Annotated in this window: 14 protein-coding genes and 1 riboswitch; of the genes, 6 read left to right on the top strand and 8 right to left on the bottom strand. The window is 56.0% G+C overall.

Going from position 1 to position 14,874, the window contains the following annotated elements:
* Positions 1-5: 5 nt before the first annotated feature.
* Both MUN82_RS20605 and MUN82_RS20610 read right to left on the bottom strand, forming a co-directional pair.
* Positions 6-578: an AraC family transcriptional regulator gene (locus MUN82_RS20605; protein ID WP_187320339.1), complete on the bottom strand. Its 573-nt coding sequence runs from the start codon at positions 576-578 to the stop codon at positions 6-8.
* Complete coding sequence (locus tag MUN82_RS20610) at positions 575-934, bottom strand: hypothetical protein (protein ID WP_245093474.1); 360 nt, start codon at positions 932-934, stop codon at positions 575-577. The genes MUN82_RS20605 and MUN82_RS20610 overlap by 4 nt, the downstream gene beginning before the upstream one ends.
* Before the next feature lie 123 nt (positions 935-1,057).
* Here MUN82_RS20610 and MUN82_RS20615 point away from each other — a divergent pair, with 123 nt between their 5' ends.
* The gene (locus MUN82_RS20615) at positions 1,058-1,339 is read left to right on the top strand and encodes a hypothetical protein (RefSeq protein ID WP_245093475.1); all 282 of its coding nucleotides are present in this window, start codon (positions 1,058-1,060) and stop codon (positions 1,337-1,339) included.
* Positions 1,340-1,436: 97 nt separating this feature from the next.
* Here the strand turns inward: MUN82_RS20615 and MUN82_RS20620 are convergent, their stop codons facing one another.
* Together MUN82_RS20620 and MUN82_RS20625 are read right to left on the bottom strand one after the other, a co-directional pair.
* Entirely contained in the window at positions 1,437-2,549 is a 1,113-nt protein-coding gene (locus MUN82_RS20620) for a YncE family protein (protein WP_245093476.1), read from the bottom strand.
* Between the two features lie 28 nt (positions 2,550-2,577).
* Entirely contained in the window at positions 2,578-4,398 is a 1,821-nt protein-coding gene (locus tag MUN82_RS20625; protein ID WP_245093477.1) for a TonB-dependent receptor plug domain-containing protein, read from the bottom strand.
* Positions 4,399-4,697: 299 nt separating this feature from the next.
* Positions 4,698-4,926, bottom strand: a riboswitch (cobalamin riboswitch).
* Positions 4,927-5,167: 241 nt separating this feature from the next.
* Here MUN82_RS20625 and MUN82_RS20630 point away from each other — a divergent pair.
* The gene (locus tag MUN82_RS20630) at positions 5,168-5,776 is read left to right on the top strand and encodes a DNA-3-methyladenine glycosylase (RefSeq protein WP_245093479.1); all 609 of its coding nucleotides are present in this window, start codon (positions 5,168-5,170) and stop codon (positions 5,774-5,776) included.
* A gap of 9 nt (positions 5,777-5,785) precedes the next feature.
* Here MUN82_RS20630 and MUN82_RS20635 read toward each other — a convergent pair whose 3' ends face one another.
* Together MUN82_RS20635 and MUN82_RS20640 are read right to left on the bottom strand one after the other, a co-directional pair.
* A complete protein-coding gene (locus MUN82_RS20635; protein WP_245093481.1) occupies positions 5,786-7,021 on the bottom strand; it encodes a class I SAM-dependent methyltransferase in 1,236 nt (411 codons plus the stop codon).
* 27 nt (positions 7,022-7,048) lie between these two features.
* The gene (locus tag MUN82_RS20640) at positions 7,049-7,561 is read right to left on the bottom strand and encodes a hypothetical protein (RefSeq protein WP_245093482.1); all 513 of its coding nucleotides are present in this window, start codon (positions 7,559-7,561) and stop codon (positions 7,049-7,051) included.
* A 226-nt stretch (positions 7,562-7,787) separates the two neighbouring features.
* Here MUN82_RS20640 and MUN82_RS20645 point away from each other — a divergent pair, with 226 nt between their 5' ends.
* Together MUN82_RS20645 and ahcY are read left to right on the top strand one after the other, a co-directional pair.
* Positions 7,788-8,501 carry a DUF4397 domain-containing protein gene (locus MUN82_RS20645; protein WP_245093483.1) on the top strand — a complete coding sequence of 238 codons (714 nt, stop codon included), beginning with the start codon at positions 7,788-7,790 and terminating at the stop codon, positions 8,499-8,501.
* 237 nt (positions 8,502-8,738) lie between these two features.
* Positions 8,739-10,061: an adenosylhomocysteinase gene (gene ahcY / locus MUN82_RS20650; RefSeq protein WP_245093484.1), complete on the top strand. Its 1,323-nt coding sequence runs from the start codon at positions 8,739-8,741 to the stop codon at positions 10,059-10,061.
* Positions 10,062-10,789: 728 nt separating this feature from the next.
* Here ahcY and MUN82_RS20655 read toward each other — a convergent pair.
* Together MUN82_RS20655 and MUN82_RS20660 are read right to left on the bottom strand one after the other, a co-directional pair.
* Positions 10,790-11,830 (bottom strand): LLM class flavin-dependent oxidoreductase, encoded by a 1,041-nt coding sequence (locus MUN82_RS20655; RefSeq protein ID WP_245093485.1) that lies wholly within the window; start codon positions 11,828-11,830, stop codon positions 10,790-10,792.
* A gap of 77 nt (positions 11,831-11,907) precedes the next feature.
* On the bottom strand, positions 11,908-12,777 hold the full coding sequence (locus tag MUN82_RS20660) for an SDR family oxidoreductase (RefSeq protein ID WP_262922831.1): 870 nt from the start codon (positions 12,775-12,777) through the stop codon (positions 11,908-11,910).
* 134 nt (positions 12,778-12,911) lie between these two features.
* Between MUN82_RS20660 and MUN82_RS20670 the strand changes: the two genes are divergently transcribed.
* Positions 12,912-13,691 (top strand): glycosyltransferase family 2 protein, encoded by a 780-nt coding sequence (locus MUN82_RS20670; protein ID WP_245093486.1) that lies wholly within the window; start codon positions 12,912-12,914, stop codon positions 13,689-13,691.
* The gene (locus MUN82_RS20675) at positions 13,672-14,718 is read left to right on the top strand and encodes a glycosyltransferase family 9 protein (RefSeq protein ID WP_245093487.1); all 1,047 of its coding nucleotides are present in this window, start codon (positions 13,672-13,674) and stop codon (positions 14,716-14,718) included. The genes MUN82_RS20670 and MUN82_RS20675 overlap by 20 nt, the downstream gene beginning before the upstream one ends.
* The last annotated feature ends 156 nt before the right edge of the window (positions 14,719-14,874 follow it).

Below are 14,874 nucleotides of genomic sequence, written 5' to 3' on the forward strand. Positions count from 1 at the left end.
CTGTATTACCCCAGCTTATCCAGTGATAAGCGCTTAGGCATCAGGTCGCGGCGGAATTCGCTTACGGAGCGGCCCGTCACTTGGCGGAACTGGTTGCTCAGGTGCTGGCCGGAACTGTAGCGCATCTGGTCGGCAATTTCGCTAAGGGTTAGCTCGCCGTAGCTCAGCATTTCCTTCACACGCTCAATCTTGAGGCGAATCAGGTATTTCTCAATAGTGAGGTTGGCGGTGCGCGAGAAAACTTTGCTTAGGTGCGAGTAGGTAGCGGCAAAGCGTTCCGTCAGGAAGGCCGAGGTGGTAAGGGGCATCCGGGCAGTGCGCAGGTGCTCTAGATACTCCGTCAGAGAAGTCTTGATTTGCTCGGTGAGTTGTTCGGCGCGGCCGGTCAACACGTCAAATCCGGCTTCTTGCAGGATGGGCGCCACGGCGGTAGGGTCAGCGGGGGTAGTGCGGTCTAGCTGAGCCTGGCCCAGCGTTACTTCAGTGGGCCGGTAGCCGGCCTGTTCCAACACGGTGCGCACGGCGTCGATGCACCGGGGGCACACCATGTTTTTGATGTGTAAGAGTGTGGTTTTCACGGGTGTCGTTTTTGGCTGGATCGAGAGGCAGTTCGGGTAGGTGTACGCGCAGACGAAGGTGAGGTTGAGGCAGATGAACGACGCGAAGACGTTTTTGTGAACGAGTCGGAAACCCACTCCTTGCCAAACCAACTGCGGGCAGCCCAGTTCACGAACGGTACAACGCCCAGAAAAGTGACTGCCAACAGCCAGAAAAATACGAAAAAGGCGGAAAATAGTCTGGCGAAAAAATGATTTTTCACGCCGAATGTGTAGCTGATCAGCAGCAGGGCCAATAGCAGACTCGCGCCAGCTAAAATGCCCGCTTGACGTCGCAAACGTGGAAAATCAAAGGTAGAAGAGGAAGTACGGGCCATAAGTGCAGCGCAACGGACTACAAATATATCATTACCTGCGTGTTCTGGCGGCAGATGAAAACCGCAGGGGCCTTCCGCCGTACCATTAATTTCTCCTCGCTGATTTTTCGCTTTCCCTACCTCATGAAAACTCTTTCGACCCTGCGCCTACTGGCCGCCTCGTTATTTGTTTCTTCGGCTACCCTGCTAGGTGCATGCAGCACTGGCACCGACAACGCCGATACCAATGTAGAAACCGGCACCACCAAAGACTTTGGCATGTCTGAGGCTACCCCAGGTCGTGACTTGGACACTGCATCTTCTACCAACGCCATACCCGATACCGCCGGCCAGAAAACCATCGAGCAGCAGTACGATAAAAACCTGCACGCCACCGACCACAACCACGACGGCAAAGCTGACTAAGGAACTGGCAGAATTGATTTTACCACAACGGCCCCGTACAGTGCACTGTGCGGGGCCGTTGTGGTAGTTTGTTTTCGGGGTAGCTCGGAAGGAAAGGTTAGCGGTTGTAGAACACAAAGCTGTTAGCGCTGGTCCCGATAGTAAAGGAGTCGATAACCTGGCCAGTAGTCTGATAGCGGAAGAAGCGGGCCGTGCCTGTAAAGTTTTCCGGTGAGCCATAGATGAGGCCCGTACGTGGGTCTACATCGAGGCTATAGAAACCACCCCGGCGCTGAAACAGGGGCGTAGTGGGCAGGGCTGTATCAGTGATGTTCATGCGGTAAACGCCCGACTGGCGGCGGAAAAATAGCTGGTCTTTGGCGCCGTTGGTGCGAAGGCCGCCCGCCTGCTGGCCCGCTGCGAAGCGCAAGGTAGCCGTCACGGCGTTAGTGTTCGGATCGATGCGCACGATGCTGCTGGGTACAGTCACGATGGGCGTGTAGTCCGGCGCTGGGCCGTAAGTGCTTTTACCAGAGCATAGCACCCAAAGGGCGTTGTTCTTATCTACTACCATGCTGGCTGGGCTATCAGCTACAGTGATGGTGGCTTCCACTGAATCCACTCGGGTATTGATGACGCTAATGGTATTGCCGCCGTTGTTTGATACGAAAAGCTTATTACCCACAGCCACTACTTGCTCGGGCTGTACACCTACTGAAACGGTTTTGGTGACAGTATTCGTCGCCAGATCAATGACTGACACCCGACCTGTGCTACCGTATTTCACCGTTTGCGATACATAGCCTTTATTGTTGTTCGCGGCAAAATAGCGGGGTAGGGTAAGTATGTCTTCATTGCCAGCAGCATTCCTAAACTTCGAAATTTCGGCTTTGCTATTAAAATTAGGCAGGTTCACTACCTCGATCTTATTACTGTTATTCACCACGATATACCCCGTGTTGCCTACTACTGTCATCGATTGGGCTACATCACCCAGGATGCGGTTGTTCACCGAGCGAAACAAAGCAGAGTTAGTAATAGCACCCGCGTCGCTGTTGAAGCCGACCACCTCGGCATTAGACCGATTAAAATTGCCTTCCTGCACAATAAATACGTCGCTGCCAGCCGGCGAGGCGTCGTTGTCGTTGTCTGGATCGCAGCTCCAAAGGGTTAGGCCGCTAGCCAGAATAAGGGCTGTGCGTGCACTGAAGGAAAGAAAACGTTGTGTCATGTAAGAAAGAAAAGTGTGAAAAGCAGGATTAGCGCCAACTCACGCGCAGGCTCAGCACGCCGTTGCGCGGGGGCATAGCGCGCGCTTCGTAGCTGTTATAGGTGAGATTGGTAAGGTTAAAGCCCTGCACCAGCGCGGTTAGGCTCCAAGTGTTGCGGGTGGTGAAGGTGTAGCCCAACGACCCACTCAGCAGGAAATAGGAGGGTAGGAAGGTGGTAGCTGAGGCGTCGGTGTAACGGAAGCTGGTGAAGGTGCTCTGCGTGAGCAGTTGCCAACCACGCCAACTCTGGCGCGTGGTGAAAGCCACCGTGTGCAACGGGACATAGGGCAGCTGCACGCCCACCGGGTCGGGGTCGAATGCGTAGCCGCCTACCTTCCGCGACTGGGTGTAGGCGTAGGCCGCCCGCGCCGTGAGGGCGTAGCGCCCCGGCTGCCAGCCCAGTTCCGTGCTCAACTCTAACCCCTGCGCCCGCACCCGGCGCAGGTTGCGCGGCGACCAATAGCTCACCGTATCGCCAGGAAGCCACTGCACCCAGTTGCGCACTTGCTGGCGGTAGGCCGTCAGCTCCGTGAGTAACGAGAGGGTAGGCGTAGGCTTGAAGGTATGTTGTGCACCACCCTCGTAGCCTAAGCTGGTTTCGGGCAGTAGGTTGGGGTTGCCGCCGGGGCGCCAGTACCGCTCGTTGAGGGTAGGCACGCGGTAGCTACGAGCGGCGCTACCCTTCAGCACCAGCGTGTGCGTGCCTTGTTGCCATACCTGCCACTCGCCGCCCAGGATAGGGGCCAGTGGCGGCCGCCGGCCCGGAATGAACGCCTGCCTGATGTTAGCCGTGAGACGCAAGGTAGGCGCAGGGTCGTAGCGCACCAGGGCATAGCCGGAGAAACGGTTTTCTGTGAGGTCCTGACCGTAGCCATCCACGCGGGCCGCAAAGTGTTGGGCTTCTCCGCCTACCCGTACACTCAGGTTAGAACGAAGTTGGATGCTGTGGTCGGCCTGCGCCTGGCTGGTGCGCACCCGCGAGTTGCTTTGGGCTACCGTGTTGCTGCGGTAGTTCAGAATGTCCTCAAACCAGGCCACGCGCACGCCCGTTTCGTGGCGACTGGTCACGTGGCGGTAGCCAGCCAGCAGGCGGCGGCTTTGGTCGCGCTCCTGGGCGTTGTCGTTGGCAGCGCCGATGGCAGGCTGAATGCGGCGGTCGGCATCTGTGAGCCACACAGCGCCCATTAGCTCGCCATGCTGGCCTAGGCGCAGGGTGGCATCCTGGGTGAGGCTCCATTGCCGGTAGGCAGCGTTGGTCTGCCGGCGTTCTACCAGCCCATCAATGGTGCGCTCCTGATAGGGAAAATCGTTTTGCGCCTCGCGGTAGGAAGCAGCCGTGCGCAAGGCTAGTTTCTCATTGCTGAAACTGTTCTCTACGCTGCCCGCCCGGAGGCCATAGTTGCCGGCATCGGCCTGCGCCTGCCCGCGCCACCCCGCGCCCCACTGCACCGGCGACGATAGCAGCACCGTGCCGCCTAGTGCACCATTGCCGTACACCGCACTGGCCGGGCCAGGCTGCACTGTGATGCTGGTAGCACCATTCACAGGCAGTAGGGCAAAGTCGGCCTCACCCAGGGTAGGCAGGTTGATGTTGAAACCGTTCCAGAGCACGGCCGTGTGGCGGGCCGAAGTGCCGCGCAGCGTAATAGACGACAGCTGCCCCGGTCCATAGTTCTTCAGATAGATAGGCGTGAGTCGACTCAGGGCCTCGGCCAGCGTGCCGGCCGGCAGTTGATTCACGGCCACCGAATCGAGGGTAGTGCGGCGGCTGCCTACAGCATAGCGGCTCAGACGAGCGGCTTCTACCATAGCCGCAGGCAATAGATGCGGCGCAGCAACGCTAGTGTCAGCAGGGGCACGTTGAGCTTGGGCCACTGCGGCTGGCAATAGGCTTGCTACTACCGCTAGCACGCGTAGCGCACGGGCAAGTCTAGGAGAAGTAGCGCGTAAGAAACGTATCCGAACCAAAATTTCCGGGGTAGGAAAAGTCAGTTCAAAACTCCGCTACGAGCCGAAACCCGCCGCGTAGCCGAGGCCGAAAACAGGAAAAACCGGTTGGCCGAAGCCGCCCGCTGCATTCGTTCTCCGCCTTTCCACCGAAGGCGCTGAACATGGGAAATGTAGTGGCAGGTCTCCTGGCTTGCTTCGGGCACGTCGCCTTCCCATTTCTCTGGCAGGTTTCGGTGCGAAACCTGCTTTCCTCGAAACAGTGGCAGCTGCGTGACGAGCCCTTTCTTGAAGCGTACAGTTGCGGGGACAGCTCCGGCCTCGAACCGGATTCCCTTTTCAGCCTCGCCCCGCACTTGGGGTCCGGCCACCGCTACGCTGCAAAGATACTGTCTGAACCACGGATTCGCTCGGATTTTCTGGATTACACGAATTTTGTGGATGGGTGTGTGAAAAGGTATCTGTCATCCCGAGCCTGCAAAGAATCTTTTCACGATATCACGATTCGTTGTGGCGACTGTCGTTCAGGCATAAGAAGGTCCTTCGCTGTGCTCATGATGACAGAGTTTATAGCAGGGTGGAAAACCCTCGCCTACAAAATCCGTGTAATCCGAAAAATCCGAGCGAATCCGTGGTTCAGACAATTCCCGCCGCCTTTTTCCAGCGCCCCGATCCCACCCAAATTGCCCGCGAGCTGCTAGGGAAATATGTCTTTTCCCGCATAGATGATGAATTGACGGGTGGCCGCATTGTCGAAACCGAAGCATATTCCCATGAAGGGGACAACTCCCTGACGATGCACCTGAAGCGGCGCGGCCAACACGGACAGGCGCTGTATGAACTGGGAGGCCGCGCCTACCTCTACACCGTGTACCAGCGGCACACCCTGTTCAACATCGTTACCAACGCCGCCGATGTGCCCAATACCGTCCTGATTCGTGCCATCGAGCCCACCGCAGGCATCGATACGATGCTACGACGACGCGGTTTAGAGTCCATAGCTCGCAACCTAACGGCCGGCCCCGGCTTGCTCACACAAGCGCTGGGCGTTACGCCCGCTCTCACTGGCACCGATTTGCAGGGGAATGTGCTTTGGCTGGAAGACCATGGTGAAGATGTCCCCGACGCACAGGTGCGCGCCAGCGCTAGGGTAGGGCTGGCCTACGCCGGCGCGGAAGCAGCCAGCCTACCCTGGCGCTTCCGTATCAAGGATAGCCAGTGGACCAGCCCGGCAAAGTAGTAGAGTAGGCTATGCCGATTGGACTGCTGCTACTAGCTCCCCACTCCAGCGCTTCACTTTTTCACACACCAGCACCATCAGGCGGCCACGCAAATCGGTAGTGGCGAACAGGTAGAGGTGCCCACCCTCCCGGATACCGGTGCGTTGCCGGAACACAGCTACTGTGTCGGGGAAGTTGCGTGTTGTCACATGGGCGCGCCCCTCGGAACCAAGATAGGGTAGGAGGGCATCGGCATCGTAGCGCTCCACAGCTTGTATGCGGAAGATACGGCCAGGAAAATCGGCACGTAGCGCGTCGGAAGTGTAAAGGTGGCTGTGTTGGTGCAGCTTCAATAGCTCGAAGGCATTGCCAATGCTACGAAAGGCACCCGCTTTCAGAATAGCCGCATTGGGTTCGTACAGGTACTGCTCGGCTTGGGGCTCGGCATAGCGCGACACAGCGCGGGCCTCGCGGGCCCGGTTCAGGCGAAACTCCTGCTGCTCGCCAGTGCGGGTCAGGTTCACGGCGTAGCGCTCGGGGTCCACGGCGGGTTCTCCTCCCAGCTCATATAGCACCTCCTTGCACTCATTGTCCACAGCCAGTACCCACAAGCGACGCACGTGCTTCAACTCCTGAATAGCCAACTCAATATCAAGCATAGGCGAGGTCTTGAGCAGAATGCGCGGAGCCTTATGCAATAGTAAGGGTAGGATGCGCAGCACATCCGGCTCGCAATCCTGCAACCGAAAAATCTTGCGCGAAGCTGTGTCGCGGCGGGCTGGGTCGAGGTAGAGCCAGTCGAACGTTTCGGGTGTGCTTTTCAGAAAGGCCAGAGCATCCGTGGCGTGGTAGTGCACATTCTGTATGCCCAGCTGGTTTAGGTTGTACTGTACTACCTGAACCAGCTGCGGATTGCGCTCCACATAGTGCACCTCCGCCACGCGGCTGGCGAAGTAGCAGGTATCTACGCCAAAGCCACCTGTTAGGTCGGCCAAGCGCTGGCCGCTTACCAGCTCGGCTTTAAACGCAGCCGTACGATCCGACGACGCCTGCTCTACGGAGAGAGCAGGCGGAAAAATCAATTCGGGGTTTTCGGCCCAGGCAGGCAGCTTGGTGCGAGCCTTTTGGCGGGCCTGAATCTGGCGGACCAGCTCGGGGACGGGGAGCCCCGGAAAGCGGCGGGCCTGCAACGCCAGCTGGGCCGGGTCGTGGTGCAGGTGGTCGGCTACGTACTGCCGAGCCGCCGCGGGCAACGGATATTCCATGCCCCTATCTACGCAAAAAGCGGCGAATTAGTGCAACTGCCAGCTCAAAGCCAGCAAAGGCCGACCAGTGGCGGTGGCGCTCATGCCAACTGTAGTAGGACGATAGCGCTGCCATAGTGCGCCGTGTCGTGCTGCCGGCAACATACTATTGTGCGTTTCTACTGCCCGAATTAAATGCGTATTGGTATGGCGCGTGATGAGTACGTTGGCCAATAAGCTGAAGGCAGCTACACCCACGGCTACCTTCTGCGTGTTGTTGAAGTACTGCCGCTCGTCGCCAGCCAATACTTGCTGACCATACAACGCCACAGAGCTCACAAACACCAGTCGCTCGGCCAAATGCAGCGACTTCTGCCGCCGGTAGTCGTTCAGAAAGCTCAGCGCCTCGGTATTGTCAGCCAAATAGGGACGTAGCTTCTGCCCAAAATAACCCGCGTTACGGTAGTTGGTGCTGGTGTCGGTAGCAAAATAAAAGTTGGTCTGCGGTCCATTCAATCCGCGGTCCTTATCCTCAGGACTCAGGCGGATAAATTGTCCCATAGGAGTAAGTGCCTGTTGAGCTTGAGCTCCAATGTATATAGTAAAAATACCAAAAATGGTTAGCGCAAATGCGCGAAAAAATGAGGGGAAGAAAGGGCGCATACCAGCAAAAAAAACCAAAAAAATATGAGAGCCAGAAGAGAAAATAAGAGTGCTGGGCCAACAAAATGCAGCCAGAAGACGTTCTGAGGCACTACATCTTTTTTTCTTCACAAATTCTTCATCAATGAAGCCATTCGTAAAAACGCTGCGTCGGAGTCTCTTGTGGGCTGTTTTACCAGCTGCCCTAACCCTTTCTTTTACAAGTTGCAGCGACGATAACAATGATAGCAACAATCCCGCCGAAGCACGTGTGATGGCCTATCATGCAGCCCCTTATGCCAACGCCGAAGTAGATCTGTTAGTAGATGGCGCCAAGGTGGAGGACATAGAATACGGTGACGAGAGCGACTACCTCAACGTAGCGGCCGGAACCCGTGCGGTGGAAGTGCGCCTCAAGTCCAGCCAGGTAGCTGTAGCCAACACTTCGCTCAACGCGGAAAGTGGTAAGCGTTACTCGCTGTTTGCGTATAGCGCCTCTACTACCCAAACCAGCCTGCTAACCATCCCGGATGACTATACGACTCCTGCCAGTGGCAATGCACTGGTACGCTTCGTAAACCTGGGTTACAACGCTCCTGCCCTCACCCTCACTCGGCAGGGAAGTGGCGCTACGCCTATCTCTACCGGGGTAGCCAAGTTGGCTAACGGTGGCTTTGTTTCAGTACCAGCCGGTGCTATTACGTTTGAAGTGCGCGAAACAACAACTGCGCAATCCACCGTGCTTAGCCAAACGGCTAATCTGGAATCAGGTAAAGTATATAACGTATTAGTATATGGCGTATACGGTGGCACTACTGGTGCTACGGGCCTCAAGTTAGACGTTGAAGACCTAGACTAGAAGTATCCTACCCTAGCCATACACGGCCCGGTTAGCACAGCTAGCTGGGCCGTTTTGCGTAACCACATCTATGAAGTTGTTGCAATGCACTGCTACAGAATGCTGTAGCTAAAGGCCTAGTTGCGCTCTGGGGACTTGAAGGGAATAGAGGGGGGTAGGGTACAGTCCCTAGTAGTTCCTACTAATTCCCCAACAACTTGGCTACCTTTGTAGTTGAATTGCTAAACTACCTGCACCATGCTCGACACGAACCCAACGACGACTTACGTCCCTTATAAAGTAAAAGACATTTCCCTGGCCGAGTGGGGCCGGAAGGAAATTCGGTTGGCCGAAGCTGAAATGCCGGGGCTAATGGCATTGCGCGAAGAGTATGGCCCTTCGCAGCCGCTGAAAGGCGCCCGCATTGCCGGCTGCTTGCACATGACTATCCAAACGGCTGTACTCATCGAGACCCTGATTGCGCTGGGTGCTGATGTTACGTGGTCGTCGTGCAATATCTTTTCTACCCAAGACCACGCCGCGGCAGCCATTGCCGCTGCCGGTATCCCGGTGTATGCTTGGAAAGGCATGAATGAGGAGGAGTTCAACTGGTGCATCGAGCAGACGCTGTACTTCGGTGAGGACCGTCAGCCCCTGAACATGATTCTGGACGACGGCGGCGACCTAACCAACATGGTGCTGAACCAGTACCCTGAGCTAGCAGCCGGTGTCAAAGGCATTTCGGAAGAAACTACCACGGGTGTGCTGCGCCTGTTGGACCGTGTGAAAGCTGGTACTCTACCCATCCCCGCCTTCAACATCAATGACTCGGTTACCAAATCGAAATTTGATAATAAGTACGGCTGCAAAGAGTCGGCTGTAGATGCTATCCGCCGGGCTACCGATGTGATGATGGCTGGCAAGGTAGCGGTAGTAGCTGGCTACGGCGACGTAGGAAAAGGCACTGCTGCTTCACTGCGCGGCGCTGGCGCCCGCGTAATTGTCACGGAAATCGACCCCATCTGCGCCCTGCAAGCCGCCATGGATGGCTACGCTGTGAAGAAGATGGTGGATGCCGCGCCCCAAGCCGACATCATTGTGACGGCTACCGGCAACTGCGACATTATCACAGAGGAAATCTTCCGCTCGCTCAAGGATAAGGCTATCGTCTGCAACATCGGCCACTTCGACGATGAGATTGACATGGCATGGCTGAACAAGAACTACGGCAACACCAAAGACACCGTGAAGCCACAAGTAGACCTCTACACTATCGACGGCAAAGAGGTAATCATTCTGGCTGAAGGCCGCTTGGTGAACCTGGGCTGCGCTACGGGCCACCCCTCGTTCGTAATGTCAAACTCCTTCACCAACCAAACGCTGGCCCAGATTGAGCTGTGGACCAACGCCGATGCCTACGAAAACAAAGTATATACCCTACCCAAGCACCTCGACGAGAAAGTAGCCCGCCTGCACCTCGCCAAGATTGGGGTAGAGTTGGATGAGCTGCGTCCTAAGCAGGCCCAGTACATCGGGGTAGAGGTAGAAGGCCCGTTCAAGTCGGATCTGTACCGTTACTAAGAAATTAGGACCTATTAAAAAAGGCCGCTCAGCATTGTGCTGAGCGGCCTTTTGTTTTATCCTTTCTTGCTTCTGGTGCTAGGTACATAACCATAATATTCCTCCGTGGTAGTATACAGTTTCATTCCTAATAGCTTCCAATCATGTAAAACTATTGTATGGTAGTAAACATTTGGGTATGAAAATGTGGCGCTACCCATAATAGGCCGCCATTCGTGCCCCAGCAGTAGGCCGGAGGTGGTAACGTGGAGGCCAGTGGGTTGCACAGTACCTTGGTCTTTTTTGCCCTCAACTAAAAAAAAATAGCTTGTTAATCGAATTCAGTTGGGTGTATCTGTAGTTGCTCCAGTTACTAGACTGAGAAGGCCTGTTGCTAGTAGCCAGCAAATTTTCTGATACGTCAGGGTTGCTATTGGAGCTACTTCTGAAAGCCGATAAGCTTAATAGAAACAGCGTTGCTAACCCGATACCAATCTGCCGCCGCAGCACGGATAATACTTTGATCCAGGCGTAGATGATGAGAATAAGTAAAATGACGTTGAGAGCGGTCCAAGCTATAGTTTCCATAAGTGTCAAACGAAAAATAGTTATTATTAAATATAGAGAATGAATAGTTCTGATTGGCGCGTAAACATCTAAAAAACAATATTTTATACATGATTTTAAATACCAATTCGGTCCCGGTGCAGTGCACCGGGACCGAATTGGTATTTAAAATCATAGGAGAATTATACAGGCACCCCTAGACGCTCACGTACTACGGGCGCTACTTCCTTGCCGAATAGCTCCGTAGAACGCATTACCTGCTCGTGCGCCATGCCTTCAAGCATTAACTGGCCGAGGAACCGCGTGTTGCCGAAAAGCTGACTGATGTAGAGTAGCTTGTCGATAATCTCCTGTGGACTGCCTACTAGTAATGGCCCCTGCGGCCCGCGCAAATAGTCGAACTGCGCCCGCGACATGGGCGACCAACCTCGTTCGCGGCCAATGCGATTCATTACGGTAGCGTAGGCCGGGAAAAACTCATCAGCAGCCTGTTGAGAATTTTTGGCTACGTGAAAGTGGCAATTAAGGCAGAGAGGCAGGGTATCCGGGTCGTGGCCGGCCTCTTGGGCCGCACGACGGTAGAGGTCGGCAAAGGCCACATACTGGGCCGGGGCGCCCCCTAAAATAGCAATGGTAAGGCCCAAGCCTAGCGTGCCGGCTCGTTGGGCCGAGGCTGGCGTACCGCCTACCCCAATCCAGATAGGTAGGCGCGGTTGCACCGGGCGCGGGTACACACCCTTCTGCGTAAAGCTAGGTCGGTGCTTGCCCTGCCAGCTTACAATTTCCTGCTCATTGATTTTCAGTAGAAGCTCCAGCTTCTCGGCATACAGCGCATCGTAGTGCTTCAGATCATACCCGAAAAGCGGAAACGACTCAATGAAGGAGCCGCGTCCCGCAATAATCTCGGCCCGACCATTTGAGATAAGGTCGACGGTAGCAAAGTTTTGGAAGGTGCGTACCGGATCGGCCGAGCTAAGCACTGTGACGGCACTAGCCAGCCGGATACGCTGGGTAGTGGCCGCCACAGCCGCCAGCACCACTTCCGGCGCTGATACCACATAATCGGGGCGGTGATGCTCGCCTACGGCCAGCACATCCAGCCCTACCTCGTCGGCCTGCCGGCCCAAGGCTAGCAGTTCCTGCATGCGTTGTTGGGCGGCGTAGTCCTGGCCGGCTACGTGAGCGGGGGCCACCTCGCCAAAAGAGCTGATGCCTAGTTCCATAAAGTCAGGTAAGCAGTGGATATAGAAGCAGCAAGCTTATAAGCACCTCAAATGTTTTTGGCGCATAAGCCTTTCGTTTAGTCGAGAAAACATGTATCCGTCAGCTCCTCGCTGATTTTCCACAGCTGATGAGCATGTTCTACAGTATTGAAGGCATGCTTCACGGCTTTGGTTTGCTTCTTTTCATAGTAGCCACCGCTGATGTCGGCCACCGACGGATCGGAAGCTAGAAAGACGCTGGTCTGGGCGCCTTGCTCCGACGAAATCATAAACGGACGGGCCACCAGCATAGCCACGGCCATGAGACCAGTACTGTCGCCGCCGAAGCTGCTGGCCACCGCGCCGGGGTGCAGCGCATTGGTCGTCACATTACGGCTGCCATGGCTGCGTAGCCGCCGCGCCAACTCCTGCGTGAACATGATATTGTACAGCTTCGTGTTGCTGTAAACCCGCAGCGCATTAAAATGCTGCTCTGATTGAAAGTCGTTTAGATCTGGCTTAGCAAAATGGTAGGCCTCCGACGCTACGTTTACGATACGCGCAACAGGACTTTCCTGCAACATGGGGAGTAGCAAACTGGTCAGCAAAAAAGGACCTAGGTGGTTTACTGCTACCCCCATCTCGTACCCCTGCGCAGAGGTTTCTCGCTCTTTTTTTGGCAATACTCCCGCGTTGTTTACCAGCACATCGAGGCGAGGGTAGGTGGCTTTGAACTGCGCGGCAGCTTTGCGCACCTGATCTAGGTCAGACAGATCAGCCAGCAGAATGCCTACCCGGTCGTGGCCCGCGGCGGCTACTACGTCGCGCCGCGCTTGCTCGGCTTTGTCGGGGTTGCGGGCTAGGAGCACTACATAGGCACCCTGTTTGGCGAGTTCCTGCGCCGTAATCTGTCCAATACCGGAGGTAGCCCCCGTTACGAGAATGGTTTTATCTTGTAAGCTGGTCATGAAGCGAAGAGAATAGAAGCGTGAGAGTCTGTGCAGCAGTGTACGCGCGGCCGGTTGCTATCGATTAGGTTTGCTGCGAAAACCTGTTGTGCTTCGCCCACGAGCCGGGGCTATTTCCGATATTTGCGCTGCGTATGTCCATTCTGCTCTCGGTTGTCATCATCACCTTCAACGAAGAGGCCATCATTGCCCGCTGCTTAGCAGCAGTGCAGGGTGTAGCCGATGAGGTAGTGGTGGTCGACTCCTACTCTACTGATCGCACCGTGGCTATTTGCGAGGCGCACGGAGCACGGGTGATACAGCACGCATTTGCTGGCTACGTGGCACAGAAGAACTACGCTACCGCCCAGGCCCAGTACAACCACGTCTTGCAACTGGACGCTGATGAGGTACTAACCGACGAGCTGCGCCAAAGTATCCAGCAAGTCAAAGCCAACTGGTCGGCAGCAGCGGGCTTCATGCTCAAGCGCCTCACCAATTATTGCGGCACCTGGGTGCGTCATGGTGGCTGGTACCCCGACCGCAAGCTACGCCTCTACGACCGGCGTCTGGGTAGTTGGACGGGCTTGCTACTACACGAGCAGTATAATGTAGCGCCTAACCAAGCCATAGGAGAGCTAACGGGAGACTTACTACACTACTCCTATACCTCAGTGGAGCAGCATGTGGCGCAGCTAAACCGCTTCACGAGTATTGCGGCCGAAGAGCTGGCCTTGCGCGGCAAAACCCGCGTTACGCCATTTCATCTAGTGCTGAAGCCCATCTGGAAATTTGTACACGGTTACTTTTTACAATTGGGACTGTTGGATGGATTTGCTGGGTTGAGCATTGCCACTATTTCGGCGTGGGGCGTATTTCTGAAATTTGCCAAGCTGCGTACGCGCGCTTCTATCCATGAAAACCTTCCTCATTAGCCGCACCGATGCCATTGGCGATGTGGTGCTCACGCTGCCCGTAGCAGGCTGGCTAAAGCAGGCTTTTCCAGAGTGCCGGGTAATACTACTAGGCCGCACTTACACGCAAGCCGTAGCCGACGCCTGCCCTTGGGTGGATGCGTTCCTCAACTTCGACGAGCTATTGGCCCTTCCAATGTCCGGGCAAATCCAGCAACTCCGGCAGGTGCAGGCTGATGTGGTACTACACGTCTTTCCAAATAAGGTAATAGCCCAACTGGCCCGACTGGCCAGCATCCCAGTGCGGATAGGTACCCGCAATCGGTGGTTTCATTGGTTGACGTGTACGAAGCTGGTAGCGCTGAGCCGCCGCAACTCAACGCTGCACGAGGCGCAGCTGAATTTGCATCTGCTGCTCCCCCTGGGCTACCTTCCCGATTCGCCTTTGAGTAGGGTAGGGGAGTGGGTGCGCTTGCGGCCGCAGGTAGCGCTGCCTGAGGCCCTTCAAGAATCGTTACAGGCACGTCGGCCGAACCAGCTGAATATTATCCTGCACCCGCGTAGCCGTGGTAGCGCCCGCGAGTGGGGGCTACCGCATTTCGGTGAATTAGCCCGGCTACTACACGCGGCAGGACATCGGGTATGGGTAACCGGTACGGCCGCCGAAGGGGCTGAGCTGACCGAGTGGTTGCAACAGCATCGGCGTTACCTGGCGGCCGACTTGACGGGTCAGCTCAGCTTGCCGCAGTTCATTGCTTTCATCGCTGCCGCCGATGGGCTGGTGGCGGGTAGCACGGGGCCTCTGCATCTTGCTGCGGCATTGGGTCGTCATGCGTTAGGACTCTACCCTCCCATCCGGCCTATGCACCCCGGCCGCTGGGCCCCCCTGGGGGCACGCGCCGAGTATCTAGTACTAGACCGTCCCAATTGTGCCGACTGTCGTCACCAGCCTGCCGCTTGTACCTGCATCAAAGCACTATTGCCACTACAAGTAATGGGTAGGGTAGTAGAGTGGCAGCCTCACCCAACGACTACATCAACTTTGTAAGCATTTGCTGCGTTATTTGCAGACTTATGCGCGTACCGGCACTGCCACAATTGAAACAGTTATATCAGCAGGGGCTTCTCTCACAGTACTTATTGCTTCTGGCGTGTTTAGCCGGCGTATCCGGATTATTGGCTTCCCGGGCACTGGTTGCACTTA

Source organism: Hymenobacter aerilatus (assembly GCF_022921095.1).
Taxonomy (GTDB): Bacteria; Bacteroidota; Bacteroidia; order Cytophagales; family Hymenobacteraceae; genus Hymenobacter; species Hymenobacter aerilatus.